General features: G+C 31.7%; 18 protein-coding genes and 1 riboswitch. Of the genes, 2 read left to right on the top strand and 16 right to left on the bottom strand.

Annotation, left to right across the window (positions count from 1 at the left end; all coding sequences use genetic code 11):
* Positions 1-256: 256 nt before the first annotated feature.
* The 9 genes from ndk to cmk form a co-directional block, all read right to left on the bottom strand.
* The gene (ndk, locus tag HMPREF2663_RS05140) at positions 257-706 is read right to left on the bottom strand and encodes a nucleoside-diphosphate kinase (RefSeq protein ID WP_001831235.1); all 450 of its coding nucleotides are present in this window, start codon (positions 704-706) and stop codon (positions 257-259) included.
* Positions 707-845: 139 nt separating this feature from the next.
* Positions 846-1805 (bottom strand): polyprenyl synthetase family protein, encoded by a 960-nt coding sequence (locus HMPREF2663_RS05135; RefSeq protein ID WP_002489986.1) that lies wholly within the window; start codon positions 1803-1805, stop codon positions 846-848.
* Position 1806: 1 nt separating this feature from the next.
* Positions 1807-2532 (bottom strand): demethylmenaquinone methyltransferase, encoded by a 726-nt coding sequence (locus HMPREF2663_RS05130; RefSeq protein WP_002457688.1) that lies wholly within the window; start codon positions 2530-2532, stop codon positions 1807-1809.
* Between the two features lie 5 nt (positions 2533-2537).
* The gene (locus HMPREF2663_RS05125) at positions 2538-3104 is read right to left on the bottom strand and encodes a hypothetical protein (protein ID WP_002491001.1); all 567 of its coding nucleotides are present in this window, start codon (positions 3102-3104) and stop codon (positions 2538-2540) included.
* A 474-nt stretch (positions 3105-3578) separates the two neighbouring features.
* The gene (locus HMPREF2663_RS05120; protein WP_001043863.1) at positions 3579-3851 is read right to left on the bottom strand and encodes an HU family DNA-binding protein; all 273 of its coding nucleotides are present in this window, start codon (positions 3849-3851) and stop codon (positions 3579-3581) included.
* Positions 3852-4025: 174 nt separating this feature from the next.
* The gene (locus HMPREF2663_RS05115; protein WP_002446477.1) at positions 4026-5024 is read right to left on the bottom strand and encodes an NAD(P)H-dependent glycerol-3-phosphate dehydrogenase; all 999 of its coding nucleotides are present in this window, start codon (positions 5022-5024) and stop codon (positions 4026-4028) included.
* 20 nt (positions 5025-5044) lie between these two features.
* Positions 5045-6355 carry a ribosome biogenesis GTPase Der gene (gene der / locus HMPREF2663_RS05110; RefSeq protein WP_002468415.1) on the bottom strand — a complete coding sequence of 437 codons (1311 nt, stop codon included), beginning with the start codon at positions 6353-6355 and terminating at the stop codon, positions 5045-5047.
* A 215-nt stretch (positions 6356-6570) separates the two neighbouring features.
* On the bottom strand, positions 6571-7749 hold the full coding sequence (gene rpsA / locus HMPREF2663_RS05105) for a 30S ribosomal protein S1 (protein WP_070845915.1): 1179 nt from the start codon (positions 7747-7749) through the stop codon (positions 6571-6573).
* Positions 7750-8232: 483 nt separating this feature from the next.
* Positions 8233-8880, bottom strand: a complete 648-nt coding sequence (gene cmk, locus HMPREF2663_RS05100) for a (d)CMP kinase (RefSeq protein ID WP_002457691.1) — start codon at positions 8878-8880, stop codon at positions 8233-8235.
* 78 nt (positions 8881-8958) lie between these two features.
* Here cmk and HMPREF2663_RS05095 point away from each other — a divergent pair, with 78 nt between their 5' ends.
* A complete protein-coding gene (locus HMPREF2663_RS05095; RefSeq protein WP_070845913.1) occupies positions 8959-9927 on the top strand; it encodes an asparaginase in 969 nt (322 codons plus the stop codon).
* Positions 9928-10139: 212 nt separating this feature from the next.
* On the opposite strand, the gene ypdA is transcribed toward HMPREF2663_RS05095, so the two are convergent.
* From ypdA to HMPREF2663_RS05075, 4 genes are all read right to left on the bottom strand, one after another.
* Complete coding sequence (gene ypdA / locus HMPREF2663_RS05090) at positions 10140-11126, bottom strand: bacillithiol disulfide reductase YpdA (protein WP_001831121.1); 987 nt, start codon at positions 11124-11126, stop codon at positions 10140-10142.
* Positions 11127-11258: 132 nt separating this feature from the next.
* On the bottom strand, positions 11259-12665 hold the full coding sequence (gene ebpS, locus HMPREF2663_RS05085; protein WP_141762230.1) for an elastin-binding protein EbpS: 1407 nt from the start codon (positions 12663-12665) through the stop codon (positions 11259-11261).
* A gap of 143 nt (positions 12666-12808) precedes the next feature.
* Positions 12809-14188, bottom strand: coding sequence for a RecQ family ATP-dependent DNA helicase (locus HMPREF2663_RS05080; protein ID WP_002487012.1), 1380 nt, complete (start codon positions 14186-14188; stop codon positions 12809-12811).
* The gene (locus HMPREF2663_RS05075) at positions 14175-15137 is read right to left on the bottom strand and encodes a YpbB family protein (RefSeq protein ID WP_002490022.1); all 963 of its coding nucleotides are present in this window, start codon (positions 15135-15137) and stop codon (positions 14175-14177) included. Before HMPREF2663_RS05075 ends, HMPREF2663_RS05080 begins: the two co-directional genes overlap by 14 nt.
* A 108-nt stretch (positions 15138-15245) precedes the next feature.
* On the opposite strand from HMPREF2663_RS05075, the gene HMPREF2663_RS05070 reads away from it, so the two are divergent.
* On the top strand, positions 15246-15494 hold the full coding sequence (locus HMPREF2663_RS05070) for a ferredoxin (RefSeq protein ID WP_001831262.1): 249 nt from the start codon (positions 15246-15248) through the stop codon (positions 15492-15494).
* A 398-nt stretch (positions 15495-15892) separates the two neighbouring features.
* Here the strand turns inward: HMPREF2663_RS05070 and HMPREF2663_RS05065 are convergent, their stop codons facing one another.
* From HMPREF2663_RS05065 to HMPREF2663_RS05055, 3 genes are all read right to left on the bottom strand, one after another.
* A complete protein-coding gene (locus HMPREF2663_RS05065) occupies positions 15893-16432 on the bottom strand; it encodes an ECF transporter S component (protein WP_038812363.1) in 540 nt (179 codons plus the stop codon).
* Between the two features lie 62 nt (positions 16433-16494).
* Positions 16495-16630: riboswitch (FMN riboswitch) on the bottom strand.
* A 396-nt stretch (positions 16631-17026) separates the two neighbouring features.
* The gene (locus HMPREF2663_RS05060) at positions 17027-18787 is read right to left on the bottom strand and encodes an ATP-binding protein (RefSeq protein ID WP_002475213.1); all 1761 of its coding nucleotides are present in this window, start codon (positions 18785-18787) and stop codon (positions 17027-17029) included.
* A complete protein-coding gene (locus HMPREF2663_RS05055) occupies positions 18771-19496 on the bottom strand; it encodes a response regulator transcription factor (RefSeq protein WP_002446487.1) in 726 nt (241 codons plus the stop codon). Before HMPREF2663_RS05055 ends, HMPREF2663_RS05060 begins: the two co-directional genes overlap by 17 nt.
* Positions 19497-19575: the final 79 nt, after the last annotated feature.

Below are 19575 nucleotides of genomic sequence, written 5' to 3'. Positions count from 1 at the left end.
GATACATGAATGAAATACTAAAAATACGTCATTACTTAATAATGAATACTCAATTGTCAAAAGATAAAAATTGCTACATAATCGAACTTTTTATGGTGTTACATCGTTTAATCCCTAGATAAAAAATTAAAAAGACTAATTCAATAAGTATTATTTTAAGCAAATGGCATTTGGTTAATCATAAAAAATGCCTGAGACACAAATGTGCGTCACAGACATTAACGGATAAAATGAATTTCATTATTTGATATTTTTATTATTCGTATAACCAATCTTCTCTAGGCTCTTTATAATCAGCAATTTCACTACTTGTAAACCATAATTTAACTTCACGTTGTGCTGATTCTGTTGAATCCGAACCATGTATAATATTACGACCTAGATTTAAACCATAGTCGCCTCGAATTGTACCAGGAGCTGCTTCACTTGGATTTGTACTTCCAATAATTTTACGAGATACAGCTACAGCATTTTCACCTTCTACTACCATAGCAAAAACGGGTGCAGAAGTAATGAATGAAATTAACTTGTCGTAGAACGGTTTTCCTTCATGTTCACTATAATGTTTTTCAGCTAGTTCCATAGGCACTTGCATAAACTTACCGCCAACAAGCTTAAGACCTTTCTTTTCAATACGAGATATAATCTCACCAATTAAATTTCTTTGGACAGCGTCCGGTTTAATCATCAAAAATGTGCGTTCCACTTCGTGTGTCCCCCTGTGCATGTGTTTCATTCATTTTTATAAGTATGTAAAAAACTTAAAACATTGCAAGCTATAAAAATATCCTGCTACTTAGTATGGTAACAGGATAATGAAGCGCTTTCAACTTTTGTCACAAAACTTACTTATTTCGACTTCCCATTTTTTTAATGAGCTTTCTAAATAGTTCTTTATTAGGACCATCCTCTAATTCATCGATTAAATGGATTGCTTTATTTAAATACTTTTCGCTTATTTGTTTTGACTGTTCTATGCTTTCGGACTGTCTAATTATTGTTATACAAGTTTCGAAAGCATGTTGAGGACTGTCAGGATTAAGTTGTGAAACTTTATCTTTAAAAGTCTTATTTTTTCGCATTTCTAATAGTACAGGTAATGTAATATGACCATTCATAAGATCACTACCAACCGGCTTACCAAGTTTCTTTTCAGAACTGGTAAAATCTAACACATCATCTATAATTTGGAAACTCATACCTATATAATGTCCGATCATTTTTAATTTACGAATAACGTCATTTGACGCATTAGAAGTAATTGCACCAACTTGTGTAGACAGTTGAATAAGAAGTGCTGTTTTACGGTTGATACGACGTAAATAATTAGTAATTGTTTGATTGCTATTAAATTGATCTTGAAATTGGAATAGTTCTCCTCTACACACATCAACAATTGATTTAGAAATGGTCGTATGGACACGAGTATCACTGATTTCAGATAGATGCTTGAGTCCCATAGCAAGTAAGAAATTTCCTGTTAAAATAGCTGTACTTTGGTCCCATTTTTTTGAAATAGTGAGTCGGCCTCTACGTTTATCACTTTTATCTATCACATCATCGTGTACTAAGGTAGCCATGTGAATTAGTTCTAAAGCTACTGCTACACGATACGTATCTTCTGAAGGTTTGTTGTTAGAGCCAAATTGACCACTTAAAATAACAAAAGCGGGTCTAACTCTTTTTCCACCTGAAGATAGTAAATGGAATGAGGCGTCTTGTAATGTTTGATCAGAACTTATAATTGCTTCTTCAAGTCGCTTTTCTACTTTCTTTATTTCGTTGTTAATGTTTAACTTTGCCACGTTAATCACCTTTGCTAGAACTGTTTTCTTTATAGCCAAGGTGCATTGCAGCAACGCCACCTGTAAAGCTACGTACAATGATATCGTTAAAACCTGCTTCAAAGAATAGGCCTTTCAATGTTTGTTTGTCAGGAAAATTAAATGTTGATTGTTGCAACCATTCATATTCCTCTTTAGACTTAGCGAACATCTTACCAAAAATTGGCATCACAAATTTAAAGTATAAACTATAGATTTGTTTGAATAATGGCAATGTCGGTTGGCTTGTTTCAAGACATACCACCATGCCTCCTGGTTTTAAAACTCGATGCATTTCTTTGAGTGCTGACAAATAATCCGGTACATTGCGTAAGCCAAAACCAATAGTAACATAATCAAATGAGTTATCATCAAATGGTAAATTCATAGCATCACCATGAACAAGCTGGATATTGTCCAATGAAGCAGTTTTCTGTTTACCTACCTCAAGCATATTTTCACTAAAATCAAGACCAGTTACTTGACCTTTTGAGCCTACTGCTTCGCTTAATGCAATAGTCCAATCAGCGGTACCACAACACACATCTAAAGCTTTACTACCTTTTTGTACATTCATAGTACTCATAACATGTTTTCTCCATACTTTATGTTGTTCGAAACTTATGATGTTGTTGAGTCGATCGTATTTTTGAGAAATATTTTGGAATACTGTATGAACTTGTTCTTTTTTAGCTTGATTTTCAGCCATTTTCATTACCTCTTCTTTTTATAACTTTTGCTAATTTCTTGAATATATTTATCTATTTCATGTCTGTTAAACTTACCCAGATACACAGGATGGTAATCTTTATATTTAGAAGTCAATTCAGTGAATAATTTGATTTTATCAACAGAACTTCCAAAATGGTTAATTGTAAGATATGGAAATAGTATTTCGATATCTAGAATCGCATCTTTCAATTCTTCATCAGTGAGATCATTTTGATTAATTGATGATTTATCCTCATTGATTTTAACAATGGCCTTGCTCATTGTAAGTTGAAAAGTGGAATCTTGAATATTTGCTAATAGAGTATAGAAATGAGCACTTAATAGGTCCCCTATTAATATTGCTTTCTTAGATAGATGATTATCACCGATAGCATCCAAATGACGCATAGATGTATCAATTGTGAGGCAAGCAATCTTAGCTTCATCTGGGATAGAGTACATATCTAATAATTGACTTAAAGAGCTATTGATTTCAATAGACTCATACTCATTAATGCCCTTAAGCAGTTGTTCTACATGTTTGTTCAGTTTGCTTATTGTCGTTTCCATGTTCACACCTCACGATATTATCATTAACAATATTAACATTATATGTAAAAAAATAAAATCTATTGGATTAAGTCTTTTAAAATAAATAGTTATTCTATGCAAGTGGCTTGCGATTTGAGGAATAAAACTCATTTTACCAAAGATCTAGTAATTACTAATATGATAATAATTACTAGATGGCTTTATATAAATTTTTTAACTAGATGATTACTAGCTAGTATAGCTAGATAAACGAGCTTAATTAAATAGTAAATGAGTATATCAACCCAAACTCATTCCTAAATATATATGTAATTGATTGAAATGACGTAATTTATCAAATTTTAAGACTAAGACAGTCGATAATTTAAATATTTTAATATTGATACAAGTTATGAAGTGTTGAATCTACTTAAAAATAAAATACATAGAGCGATAGACCATTGATCTATAAGTTAAAAAGAAAAAGCCCTCAAAGGGGCTTTTTTAAGTAAATTATTTTACAGCATCTTTTAATGCTTTACCAGCTTTAAATGCTGGTACTTTACTTGCAGGGATGTCAATTTCTTTACCTGTTTGAGGGTTACGACCTTTACGAGCAGCGCGTTCACGTACTTCAAAGTTACCGAAACCGATTAATTGTACTTTTTCACCTTTAGCAAGTGAGTTTTGGATAGATTCAAATACAGCATCTACTGCTGAACCAGCTTCTTTTTTAGTTAAGTCAGCTTGTTCTGCAACTGCATTGATTAAATCAGTTTTATTCATTATGAATTCACCTCCTGAGGTTTTATAATGATATTCATTATATCATTATGTTTTGACTTTAACACAAGGGTTACTGTCATCGCAACGATTTATGCAATAGAAACGTTGGTTTTATGCGATTTATGACGAATTTTTTTAATATTCGCTCATAAAAAGTAATATTACACTAACTATCTATTCTGCTTTTTTGTCTCTTTCCATAAGTGTTCTGACACTTTTACTTACAGGGACATCTTCAAATAAAACTTCATATAGTGCGTTGGTGATAGGCATTTCTACTCCTTCTTGTTGAGCAAGATGATATACTGACTTAGTTGTATAAATACCTTCAACTACCATTTTCATCTCTTTTAAAGCTTCTTCTGCTGTTTTGCCTTGCCCTAATTTAAATCCAAGTGTGTAATTTCGTGAATGTGTGGACGTACAAGTTACGATCAAGTCACCTATGCCACCTAGACCTAAGAAAGTCATTGGATCTGCTCCAAGTTTCTCACCAAGTCGACTGATTTCGGCTAAACCTCGTGTCATTAAAGCAGCCTTGGCATTATCACCGTAACCCATGCCGGCAACGATACCACTAGCTATAGCTATAATATTTTTTAAAGCACCACCTAGTTCTACACCTACTAAATCATTATTTGTGTAAACACGTAAATAGTCGTTCATAAATAAATCTTGAATAAGTTTGCTCACATTATTATCTTTAGATGATGCAGCTACAGTTGTAGGTTGTTTGATAACAACTTCTTCAGCATGACTTGGACCTGATAAGACACCGATTCCTCCATTATGTTCTGGCAAGATAGAATCCTCAATCATTTCAGATACGCGCTTAAATGTACCGTTTTCAATGCCTTTAGCAACATGAATAAAAGTCTTTTTAGATGTGAGTAATTGATCGATATCTTTTGATACTTCTCTTATTGCTTTTGTAGGTAGAGCCATAAGATAGATATCTGAAAATTGCACTGCGCTATTTAAATCTGCAGTTGCTTTTATAGATGAATCTAATTTAGCATCTTTAAGATAACTTTTGTTCATATGATGTGTGTTAAGTTCATCTACATTCTCTACATTTTTGCCCCACATTAAAACATCATGACCATTTTGAGCTAATACATTAGCTAATGCAGTACCAAAACTACCCATACCAAAAACTGTAATTTTTCTCATTATTGAATTCCCCTTTGTTTTTAATTTCTTTTTCTTGGAATAATATGAATAGGTGTTCCTTCAAAACCAAAAGCATTACGAATTTGGTTTTCTAAATATCTCCTATAAGAAAAATGCATTAATTCGACATCATTAACAAATACTACAAATGTCGGTGGTTCAATTGCAACCTGAGTTGTATAGAATACGTTAAGTCTTCTACCTTTGTCAGTAGGTGTTGGATTCATTGAGATGGCATCAGTAACAACTTCATTAAGTGTCGAACTTTGGACACGCTTTTTATGATTTTCACTGGCTTGATTGATATAAGGGAATAATGTTTTTAATCTTAGCCCTTCTTTTGCTGATACGAACGCAATTTGAGCATAATCTAAAAATTGAAATTCATTTCTAACATCATCAGTGAATTTTTTCATTGTCTTACTATCTTTTTCGACTGTATCCCATTTATTTACTACAATAACAATAGCTTTACCTTCCTCATGTGCATAGCCAGCTACACGTTTATCTTGTTCAATTATACCTTGTTCAGCATCAATAACTACTAATACTACTTCTGAACGCTCAATCGCTTTTAATGCACGTAATACAGAATATTTTTCAGTCGATTCATACACCTTACCCTTTTTTCTCATTCCAGCAGTATCAATCAATACATAATCTTGTCCATCATAAGAGTATTCGGTATCAATGGCATCTCGAGTTGTACCAGCAACATTAGACACAATAACACGTTCTTCGCCTAAAATAGCATTGACCAAGCTAGATTTACCAACATTAGGTCTACCTATGATGGAAAGACGTATCGTATCTTCGTCATAAGGATCTTCTGATTCTTTATTAAAGTTTTCAACGACAGCATCTAGTAAATCCCCAAGTCCTAATCCATGTGAACCAGAAATAGGATATGGATCTCCAAAGCCTAAAGAATAGAAATCATAGATATCATTTCGCATTTCAAGATTATCAACTTTATTCACAGCTAATACAACAGGTTTCTTAGATTTATAAAGCATTTGTGCGACCATTTCATCACTTTGTGTAAGTCCTTCTCTAACATTGACCATAAAAATGATGACATCTGCTTCTTCAATTGCTATTTCTGCCTGTGCACGGATTTGAGTTTGAAAAGGAGCATCTCCAATTTCAATACCACCTGTATCAATGATGTTAAATTCATGAGTCAACCACTCGCCAGATGAATAAATACGATCACGAGTAACGCCTGGTGTATCTTCTACGATAGAAACACGTTCGCCGACAACTCTATTAAAAATTGTAGATTTCCCTACGTTTGGTTTTCCTACAATTGCTACTATCGGTTTAGTCATAGGATAAACTTCCTCTCTTTTTTAATCTACATAATTTTATCATAAGAGCAGATTTATTCAAAACTTGAATATGTTTATTTTACATGTTCGAAAAGATATATTTTGTACAGTATATCGTTTAAAAAAAGACTCCAATTATTACACGTAAATTTGATTTTAAGTTTACGCGTAAATTGGAGTCATTATATTTTATATCGCAAATGATTTTAGTTTAATTAAAATTTAAGATCTTTAAATTTGTCACCAAAAACGTCGCCTAATGTTGGTTTATCTTCATCATTATCATCTTCAAGATATGATTGAGTTGTGGATGCGTCACTTTCAATGACATTCTCTTTTGGTAATGTTGCTTTGATTGATAATGAAATTCTTTCATTATCTTCATCGATACCTAATATTTTTACATTAACTTGTTGTCCGGGTTCTAATACTTCGTTAGGAGAACCGATATGTTTATGATCGATTTCAGAAATATGCACTAAACCTTGGACGGATGGAGCAATTTCTACGAATGCGCCAAAGTTCGCCAAACGTACTACAGTACCTTCAATAACATCATCTTCGTGAAATTTCCCTTTAATGTTTTCAAATGGTGTTGGTAAAGTGTCTTTAATAGATAAAGAAATACGTTCAGAATCTTTTTCTACAGATTTAACTTTAACTTTGACTGCTTCACCGACTGACACAACTTCTTCTGGTGTTTGAACATGTTCATGAGATAATTCAGATACATGAACTAAACCATCTACACCACCAATATCAATGAAAGCACCAAAGTTAGTTAATCGAGCAACTTTACCATCAATAACATCGCCTTCATTTAAAGAATCTAATATTGAAGCTTTTTTAGCATCGTTTTCTAACTGTTCCACAGCTTTACGGCTTAAAATGACTCTATTATTTTCAGGATCAAGTTCCTCCACTTTAATACGGATTGTTTGACCATCGAATACAGAAAAGTTTTCAATGAAATCAGTTGAAATTAGAGAAGCAGGTACAAACCCTCTTTGACCAACGTCAACGACTAAACCACCTTTAACTACTTCAGTAACTTCAGCTTCAATCACTTCATCGTTATTTAGTTTTTCTTGTAAATATTCATAAGATTTTTCAGTTTCAAGTTGTCTTTTTGATAAAATGTATGCCCCAGTATCGTTTTCTTCATCGAACTCGATTTTAGTGACGTACGCTTCAACTTCATCACCGACTTTTACAACTTCACTAGGGTTTTCGATATGATGTGTTGAAAGCTGGCTAATAGGAATAATTCCATTAAATTTGCCACCATTAATATGCACAACAACTTGTTTATCCTCTACTTGTTGAACTTCACCAGTGACTTTGTCACCTTCTTTAATATCATTAATCATTGATTCATTGAATTCTTCAGTCATCTTGTATGCCTCCTTATACACTACATAATTATAACATCTTATAAACAAGTAAAATTGTCAAGAGATACCACTTTATATGAATAGGTTGCATCTATCTTTAATTTATAACAAAAGTTTAACAGAGCACCTAGTTAAGTGATGGTCAATTTAGTTTGTAGTATATTTAATAACATTGTTATTTTTATTGTAACATAAATTTCATGGCAATTAATCCTAAGCTCATAATAATATGAGGAATAAAATTGAAAAAGATATATCAGAATTGGTAATAAACATTGTATTACTACTCTATCGAGGAGACTTGGTTAAAAATAAGATTATTTACATAGTTCTCAATGGTCAAAAATAAAAGCCAGAGACAGAGCGTCCGTGGCTTTTGAATAAATCAACACTAATAATTTTAATATGTTCTAGTCATTGATTATAAATTCTACTACACTTAAATGTTTACAATAAACAATATTAGGATTTTAATTTTAACATTTAAAGTAGAGACAATATTTCATTTGTTACCTCTTCTATAGATTTACCAGTAGTATCAAGTGTAATAGCATCTTCGGCTTTTTGTAATGGCGAAATTTCACGATTCATATCATAGTGATCTCGTGCTTCAATTTCGTCTTTTAATTGTTCTAAATTTGATTCAATGCCACGTTGTTCATTCTCTTTTTGTCGTCGTTCAGCGCGTTCAGCAACAGATGCAATCATATAAACTTTTAATTCGGCATCTGGTAATACAACTGTACCAATATCTCGGCCATCCATAACGATACCTTTTTTAGCAGCTAATTCTTTTTGTATTTTCACTGCAAAGGAACGCACTGGTTCTTTAGAAGCAACATAAGATACGTGATGTGTTACATCATTTTCTCTTAAATAATCAGTGACGTCTTGATTGTCTAGTATGATTCTTTGCCCTTTTGCTTCATCATAAGTAAGCTCAAGTTTAGTGTTATTAATTAGATAATCAAAATTTTCGGGTTTGCCATTTTGTAAATATTTATATGTAATGGCACGATACATTGCTCCTGTATCAACATATATCATAGATAGACGACTGGCTACACGTTTAGCAATAGTACTCTTACCTGCAGCAGCTGGGCCATCTAGTGCAATATTAATTGAACTCATTATTTGATAACCTTCCTTGTTGTTTTATAGATATTATTTTATCATAAAAAAGTAAAGAATAAATAGGAGGAATACGTAATGAAACGTCTACTTGTCATACACACTGGTGGCACAATAAGTATGTCACAAGATCAAACTAATAAAGTGATAACGAATGAAGAAAATCCAATATCTCAACATCAAAATATCATTGGTCAATATGCAAAAGTTGACGAAATCAATCTTCTAAATATACCCTCGCCGCATATGACAATTTCGAATGTTGTGCGATTAAGAGACGAAATCATTACATATTCTAAAGAAAATATATATGATGGATTTGTTATTACTCATGGAACAGATACACTTGAGGAAACAGCTTTTTTAATAGATTTATTAATTGATATTCAAGAGCCCATAGTAATTACTGGAGCAATGAGATCATCCAATGAAATTGGTTCCGATGGTCTCTATAATTTTATTTCTGCTATAAGGGTTGCTACTTCATCTGAGTCTAATCATAAAGGTGTAATGGTTGTATTTAATGATGAGATTCATACTGCTCGTAATGTGACAAAGACACATACTTCGAATATAAATACATTTCAAAGTCCTAATCAGGGGCCTCTAGGTGTACTTACCAAGAATCGAGTACAATTTTATCATCATCCCTACAGACAAACTACCTATCAATATATCGATGTAAATTTACGTGTTCCACTTGTAAAAGCATACATGGGTATGGAAGATGATGTACTATCATTTTATGCACAACAGCACGTTGATGGTATAGTCATCGAAGCACTAGGACAAGGTAATCTTCCAAAAAGTTGTCTTAATGGACTACAGCAATGTCTAAAGAATAAGATTCCTCTAGTTCTCGTATCTAGATCATTCAATGGCATTGTTAGTCCTGTATATGCTTATGAAGGTGGTGGCGCAGATTTAAAAAATAATGATGTTATTTTTTCGAATGGTTTAAATGGACCAAAGGCAAGGCTAAAATTACTAGTTGGTTTGAGTCAGGATATGACTCATAATCAATTAGAGCGATATTTCGAAGAGTAATTAAAAAGAGTGGGACAAAAATTCGTATCGAGTTCATTGTCACACTCCGATTTCTATTAGTTGCGTGCATTGTCTATGAAATTTCTTTAGTGCAATTATACTCTAATTAAGGCTTACCTATCATTAATATGTGCATTTTAATTGAGTCATTGATTACCAATACATTAAGAAAGCTTGGGACATTGTTTAGTATCCCAAGCTTTTTGTAGGCTCTATGTTTCAAGTGGTGTTTGTTTTTTTGTCAAAATGCTTTGTGTAATGACACCACCATGGTATTTACCATTTTCGATAAAAATAGTATTTGCATCATTACCCGCAGCAATAACACCAGCTATATAACAATTTTCGACGTTTGTTTCAAATGTTTCTCGATTATAAACAGGAGCAGTACCATATTCATTGGTATGGATATCTATACCTATCGTTTTTAAGAAATCGTAATCTGGATGATAACCAATCATAGCAAAAACGTAGTCATTATCAATTTCTATAAGTTGACCATCTTTTTCATAAGTCACTGAATGATCGGTAATTTTGGTTACTGTCGCATTAAATTCCATCGTTATTTTTTCATGATTGACTAATGATTCGAAATTAGGTAATATCCATGGTTTAATTGCTTTAGGATACTGTTCACCACGATATAAAACAGTTACATTAGCACCAGCTTTTTCTAATTCTAACGCAGCATCAACAGCAGAGTTTTTGCCTCCAATAATAACAACATTTTGATTAAAATACGGATGTGCTTCTTTAAAGTAATGGAATACTTTAGGTAATTCTGCCCCTTCTGCTTCTAAAGTATTATGTTGACCATAATAACCCGTAGCAACAGTTAAATATTTACATTCATATACACCTTTTGTGGTTGTAATTGCAAATTTATTATTTATTTTTTTAACTGTTAAAACTTCTTCGAACGGATGTATGTTAAGTTGATGATGTTTAACGACTTCCCTATAGTATACAAGCGCTTGATTGCGTCTTGGCTTACTATCTTCAACAATAAAAGGAATATCTCCGATACTTAATTTATCACTTGATGAGAAAAAAGTCTGATGTGTTGGATAATTATAGATTGATTCAACAACATTACCTTTTTCAATTACTAATGTTTCAATACCTTTTTTCTTTTGTTCAATTGCTGCGCTTAATCCACATGGACCGCCACCTATAATGATGCTTTCAATAGTTTGCATACTTATCCTCCTTTAATCACCAAATAATTATATCAGTTATTCACTATTTTAGCTAAGACCTGAATTTTGAATTAAATAAAAATATAGCCCCAATATTGGTGTTTGTCACCAATACTGGGACTATTAATCATGTTATTGAGGAATAACTAGTGTTTGACCATTATGAATATTATTACTGCTTAATCCATTCGCACGTTTAATTTTATCTACGTTAGCTTGAGTTCCTTCTCCATAATATTGTATGGCGATACGATATAAGTTTTCTTGACCGTATACTGTATGTGATTGTTGTCCTTGAGTTGTCTGTTGATTATTGCTATTTTGATTTGCATTATCTTGTTGATTTTGGTTTGTATAATTTGAGTTATTATTAGCTACATTATCGTTATTATTAGTTGAAGTAGCGTTAGGATTTGAGGAACTATTATCAGAGTCATCATTAGTGTTCTTATCAGAATCATCATTAGCGTTCTTATCAGAATCAGATTTTTTGTCTTTTTTACTATCGTGATTTTTGTCTTTGTTATCTCCGGATTGCTCACCATCTTTTTTATCTGAGTCTTTCTTACTTTGATTCGCTATTTTTTGGTCATCACTTTTACTGTCGTTGTGATTATTTAGAGCCATACCACCGAATATTGCTATTGCACCTAGAATAAGAATGGCTGCTATGAGTGGTAACAAGATTTTCATGAAACCACCTTTTTTCTTATCATCTGAGTGGTTATTGTACTGATTGTTTTGACTAGAATTTTTTTCCTCATTATGATGTTTATTTTGTTTGTTATGATGCGCAGCACCAGCCGCACCAACTCCTGCAGCTGCGCCAGCACCGACTGCTGCTTTCTTGCCTTTTTTAGATTGCTTTTTGTCATCATTTTTAACAGATTTTTCGTCATTCTCATGATTTGACTGTTTAGAATCTTGTTTATCTTTTTTATTATGATGGTGTTTGGATGTTTCTGTTGCACCAGCAACACCAGCTGCACCAGCTATTCCAGCTCCTGTAGCTACTTTTTTATCTTTGTTTGTTGAAGATTTTGATTGCGTACTTTCTGATTTATCCTTTTGTTGTTGAGCTTTAGGGCCGGGTCTATTTTGTGTTGATTTTGATTTATGTTCTGAAGACTCAGATTTTCCATTTACAATAGCTGCATCTTTTCCATCTCTCATTCTACTATCTTGTGATTGTTTTTCAATTTTATTTTGCTGTTGCGAATTATCATGTTGTTGCTGTAACTGTGCTTCGTCATAACGGTCATCTAATGAACCTTCTGTAGTTTTAGCGTCACTATTTTTTTGATGCTTGTCGTCTTGATGTTTGCTTTGATTTGTAGCTGTCTCTCTGCGTCTTTTTCGTCGTTGTGCATTTCTTGGTGGAAATTGCTGATTTGAGTTATAAGATACACTGTTTTGAGAGTCTACTTCTTTATTATTTTCATTTGTTTTATCATCTTCTTTTAAATCTCTTTGATGCTCGTCTGGATTAATAGATTGACGATTCTTTTCAAAATCATCTTTAAAATTATTATTAGACACAACTATCATCCCTTCTATTTTGATTAATTACTCTATACCCAAGTTAAAATTAAATATGTAAAATAATTAAAAGTATTTAACACTGCTTAATTGGGTCTACATATTGATTATAGCTTGTTAAATTTCAGTAAGTAAAGCGATAGCTAGGTTTCGAACAAATTATATAATTTTTCATTAAAACTTAGTTTTCTTTTCACCTTTTTACGATTCAATATCTGAATAGATTCTAAGCTTGAATCTTGATCACAACATTGTTTTGGACTTTGAGGATGTTCACCAAAAAATTCCAGCAAGTATTTGCGTCTACATTGATCTAAATTTGTATACCCCATCATTCTCATATAACCTAGTCGCTTACGTTGATATGATTGATGAAATATATCTTTAAGTTGGCTAAATGTGAATTGTAAGTTTAAAGTACTTAAAATTTTTTCCTTTTCATCTGGTAAGTGGTTTCCCATCTCAAACATTGTGATATCGTCATCAGTGATCATATCAGTGAATAGTAATGTTTCTAGAATAAAACTATCATCAGGTTGAAATAAGCTAATGGCTTGACTTTGTTTACCATCTCTACCAGCACGACCAATTTCTTGTAAATAGTTAGATGGTGAAGATGATAAATGAAAATGTATGACTGTACGAATATCTTTTTTATTTATTCCCATTCCAAAAGCACTTGTTGCTACTATAACTGGTATGTCATTATTAAAAAACTGTTGTTGAACTGTTTGGCGTTCCTGATAACTTAAATCTCCATGATATATACCTGTTAGATATCCTGAATCATAAATCATTTGGGCTAGTTCTAAACATCTTTTTTTAGAAGAAACATATATAATTGTAGGCCCAGAATTAGATAAAAATGGTAACAGCCATTCAATCTTCCCCTCATCATCATTAAAATTAAAGTGCTGTAGGCTAATATTTTTTCGATTCATACTTTTTTGAACTACATTTAATTTGAGTGATAAAATGTGAGATAAATCAGTTTCTAATTGAGGTGGTGCTGTAGCTGTTAGTGCTAACACTGTTGCTGAATTAAAATGATGAATAATTTTACCAACTAAAGCATAGTGAGGTCTAAAATCATACCCCCACTCTGATAAACAGTGTGCTTCATCTAATACTATTAATCCAAAGTTGATATGAGCGATGTACTTAAAATTATGAGGTTGCAATATATATTCTGGACTTAAATAAATAAATCGACTTTTACTTAGCCGTTTAATATTGTCTCTTTTTTCTACTTCGTCCATGCCAGAATGGATACATGCAACATGTGTTTCACCTTTTAACTTCATTTGCATTACTTGATCATCCATAAGTGAAATGAGTGGTGATATAATTAATGTTGGTTTTTCTAATATATATGTTGGGAGTTGATAACATAAACTTTTACCACTACCAGTTGGTAAAATTCCAAGTGTATGCCTTCCATGAAGGACGCTATCAATAATTTCTTCTTGCCCCTCTTTAAATTCATCAAAACCAAACCATTTCTTTAAATTATCTTTCAGCAATTAAGTCACCTCTTTCTATTCCTACTATAACTAACTTAATTTGAAAGTAAGTCCAATCAGTAAAATGTTCTTTATGAAATTTTAATCGTTTACCTCGATGATTTTGATAGTAGTTTATAAATTCGAGAATATCTTTTTTATTTATAAATAATGTATAGTCAATCAGATAACCTTTAATATACATTTCTAGAATATGATCTTCAATTGTGTTAAGTTTTACATTTTGTAATTGAGCAATTTCTTTTAAATTGAGCCCAGATTTTAACTTTTGATAGCTTAAGTATGTATTTGTTTGTAATGGTGAAAGAATGATAGCTTGAGAAAGTATTGGATATTTCGTTGAATCTTTTAATTGATTCAATAAGGCAATCAGTTCATTCATTTCTCGTTCAAATAGTTCTGATTGTGGTATACCCTCAATTAAACTTATTTGTTGTCTAGTATACATAGATTCCTCATATCCTTGTAAATAATAATGAAGAAATGTATGGTTGACTTTATTATTTAAATTCTCAAATAATAAATATATTTCGTCTATAGTTTTTGATACTTGATTTGATTCAATGACCTGTTGATAAATTTGTTTGACCCTTTGTTGAACAAAGGTATTTTGAACAATTGGAATAAATGTATTTGACTCCTTGCGTTTATGAGATAACGTTTGGATAAGTAATTGTATGCAACTAAACGTTTGAGTGAGACTATCATAAGTGTATTGTGGATGTATTTTTACTTGAATTGATTTTTCAAAATCATCCTTTTGGAGTATAAATTGCTCAAAAGTTGAATACTTCAAATTAGGTAAACTATGATATAATGACAAAAGTTGTTGGCTTGACGCATCAAAAAACGTTTGGTGTGACTTCTTGCCTATTAAAATATTATAGATACTTTTATTGGTTTTGTAGTTAAATGCATGACTCATGGCATATGATAGTATATTGTACAAATTAAACCCTCACTCTATAAAACGAATAAATTGAAATGTAATCTATCGATGTCTACAATTGTATTTACAATACTAGTGTAGCATTTTTATCAAAGGAGGCGAATAAATATGGCAAAATATACAATCGTTGATATGGATACATGTATAGCATGCGGTGCTTGCGGTGCAGCTGCTCCAGATATATATGATTACGATGATGAAGGTATTGCATACGTAATTCTCGACGATAACCAAGGTACTGCTGAAGTGCCTGAAGAGTTATATGAAGATATGGAAGATGCACTAGAAGGTTGTCCTACTGACTCAATCAAAATTGAAGACGAACCATTTGATGGTGACGCACTGAAGTTTGAATAATATATGATTCTTAGAATACATAAAAATTAATCTAAATAATTTATTACTATTTATAGTATATCAATTTGTATGAGAATTAATTGTTAAGTTAACTAGCTATAAACAATAAAATAATAAGCTATTAGATGAATTGATCCCCAAATGAATTGTTTAATATGATTCATTTGGGGTTGTTTATTAGTAATTATTGATAACATTTTATATGGCTCATTAAAATCAGTGTTCTATTTGATAAGAAGTTTAAAATCATAATATCTTAAAGCGTTACGCTCACTATTGTTAAATTGTTTATGTGTTACATTTCTTTATATCTTTAGAAATAACATAAAGACAATGTCCACTTTTGAATATGAACATTGTCTTTATAATAAATAAATCAAAAAAGTTTAAAATGTTTTTTATTTAATGATATGTCTTAATCTTCTAAATAACAACACAAATATAATGGAAATGATTATGCCTTTAATTAAATTAAAAGGTATGACTCCAGACACAATAACAATTTTTACGTTATTAAGCACATCACCTAAATTAAATATCATTCCATATAATGGAAGTAACACAAAATAATTTAAAATGCTCAAAACAATAGTCGTAACGATTGTACCTGTAATTAATCCATAAATTAAAGAACGATTATTTCTTCTTTTTCTATAAACATAGTATGATGATAGCAAAAAGCTGACACCTGCTAAAAAGTTAGCTACTGGTCCAACAGGATCCCCTATATTAAATAGAAAATTTAAAATATTTTTGATGAGTGCAACGATAATCCCAGCAATAGGACTTAAGAGGAATGTTGCTAATAACGTCGGAACATCACTAAAATCGAGAGTTAGGTACGGTGGAATAAATGGCAATGGAAACTTGATGAAAGTTAACACAAACGCTACCGCACTTAACATACTAATTGTAATCAAACGTTTGTTTTGTTGCATATATAATTTTCTCCTTCCATTCATCTTACCTAGAAAAGGAGGAAATTTGTACAACAAAAAACCTCCATCTTCTCCCATCCAGACTATACTGTCGGCTTCAGACTTTCACTGAATCAAGACAAAGCAAAAATTAATACGTTGTCGTCGCAGGCTTAAATTACTGCCGGTTGGGAATTACACCCTACCCCGAAGATGAATATATCAATTTTATTTTAAAATTATAATACATGATTAGTTTTAAAAACTCAATATTTCTGCTTACGGTTAATATAATTTTTAGACCTTAATAACAAAATGTGAAATCAATATATAACTTGGATTTAAGTTTTAACACATAAAATATTTACCAATAAATAAATAAATAAACTTTATTGATTCTGGAATGATATCTTTAAACTTGTAGAAGTTATTCAAATATAATGATAATTAAATCTATGATCAATATAGTTATCGACTGATTATATACAAAATACGCCTGTGACATCACTCTGTGTCTCAGGCGTATTTCATATATTAATTTTGATGGGTAGCATTATAATTTCTCTGTTTTCAAAATAATCATTGAAACTGACAATTTATGATACTTTTCGGTTTCTAACTAATTTGCTTTGATTTAGGTAGTCTAATAATAAATGAAGTACCTTTGCCTAATTCGCTCTCAACATCAATACGTCCACCGTGTTCTTCAATAATCATTTTACAAATGAAAAGACCTAACCCAGTGCCTTGCTTACCTCTTTTTCGAGCAGCGTCTACTTTATAAAAACGGTCAAATACTTGTTTCAGATGTTCCGGCGCTATACCAGTGCCTGTATCAGTTATTGTTAAAATATTGAAATCTGAATCTTCTTCAATAGAAATCTTTATAGAATCACCAGCTTGCGTATATCTTGTTGCATTATCAATTAAATTAGTTAATACTTGGTCCATTCTATCCATATCATAGTTCCATAATTGTTCGTCATTATTAGAATCAAACGTCATTGTTAAACCTAACTCTTCACTTTGCATGCGATATTTAGACTCCATTTTATCAAGAAGATGCTGAATAGGTTGTAATTCCTTCTCAACTGATAATCCTTCAGCATCCATACGAGCTACATTTAGTAACTCATTGACTAAACGATTAAGTCGCTTAGATTCATCTAAAACGATTGCTAATGAGTCACGTATTTCATCTGGTTCGGTAACTATACCGTCTACTATGGACTCAGTGTAACCCTGTAATAAAGAGATTGGCGTACGTAATTCATGTGATACATTTGCTATAAAATCTTTTTTCATTTGATCAAGATTATGTTCATTTGTCATATCACGGATGACCATGACAATACCACTTCTACCATTCGTTTGAATTCTATCTATATAACTGGAGATAAATACATAGTATCTTGTATTAATTTCTAATTCTAAATACTCATTCTCTTGTGATTCAAATGTTGCTTCAATTTGCTGTTCAATAGATTCTTTTGAAAAATCATCAATGTGACGCATAATATCATCAGCCATCTTGTTCGACAATATGATTTCACGTTGATTATTAATACCTAGAACGCCTTCTACCATAGAGTTTAATAATGTATCTCTTATATTCTTAGATGAAGAAATTGCTTTGATATGCTCTTGAATTTCAACGTTCATGTTGTTAAATGCACGTGATAAATCACCTATTTCATCTTTAGTAGCGACAGTTGAAATTTGACTATAATCCCCTTCAGAAACTTTTTGTGCTTGAGTTTTTAATTGACGTAAGGGTTTTGTTATTCTATTAGATAAAAAGAATGCAAATATTGTGCTTGCTATAGTAAATATAATAGCGGTTATTAAGATAATAATTGTAATAGCATTATTTGTATCTTCGATAGATTTCAAATCTTTATATATAAAAACACCACTATAATGGCTCTGAGCACCCTTTTGAGCTTTCATTGGGTATCCTAACAAAAGATAAGATTGAGAATTACCTTTATTTTTTATTGTAATATTTTGGGTTTCATACTCACCTTCTTTAAACACTTTTTTAAATTTAGTACTCTTTTTTATTTCATTGAACATTTGTTTTTTAGTGTCTTTATATGATGAGTCTGGTTTCTCGCTCATGTCGTTCATAATAATGAGGCCACCCGGTCCATCAATGAGTGTTTGGCTATTTTGGATAGCTAACGTTTTGTTATGAGACTTCTCAACAAGAGAACTAATTCTTTTGGCATCTTCTTTAATCGCATATTCTGTTTCTTGCGTAAAGTAATATTGTATAAAAGTGATTAATGAAACACTTAATAAAATTAAAACTGTCGCTACTATTAAAATAATAGTTAACCACAGTTTTATAACAACACTATTTAGTCGGTTCATCACTAGGTTTTACCTCAAATTTATAACCGACACCCCACACAGTTTGTATCATTTGTGCAGCATCACTTGATACTCGATTTAACTTTTCTCTAAGTCTTTTGACGTGAGTATCTACTGTACGCAAGTCCCCATAAAATTCGTAATGCCAAACCTCTTTAAGTAACTGTTCTCGATCAAATACTTTATTTGGAGTTTTAGCTAAATAGATGAGTAATTCATACTCTTTAGGTGTTAGATTCACTTGTTGATTATCCGCAAGGACCCGATGAGCGTCATTATCAATCACAAGATGACTAAATTCAATAATATCGCGTGCGTGCGGTTCGCTTTGCTCAGTGTTTGCAGTTTGTGTGCGTCTTAATAACGCCTTTACTCTCAATACTACTTCTCTTGGTGAGAAAGGCTTCACAATATAATCATCTGCTCCCGATTCAAATCCTTCAACACGATTTGTTTCTTCACCTTTTGCAGTAAGCATAATGATAGGTGTATCTTTATGTTCTCTAAGTTTAGAGGCAACTTCAATTCCATCCATTTCAGGAAGCATTAAATCTAAGAGGATGCACGCATAGTTGTTTTCAAGAGCAAGCTCGTAGGCTTCTTTACCATCTCTTGCTTCATGAATTTCAAAAGATTCTCTTTCTAAATATAATTTAAGTAATCTTCTAATTCTATCTTCATCATCAACGATTAAAATTTCGTTAGTCATACTTTTTACTACCTCCTACACTTGCTGTTAAATACATTTGTCATTATATCTTAAATACATTTGTCATTATATCATAGGT

Source organism: Staphylococcus sp. HMSC077D08 (genome assembly GCF_001837945.1).
Lineage (GTDB): Bacteria > Bacillota > Bacilli > Staphylococcales > Staphylococcaceae > Staphylococcus > Staphylococcus epidermidis.
Note: the sequence above shows the minus strand (reverse complement) of the source record. Positions and strands in the feature narration are given on the sequence as shown.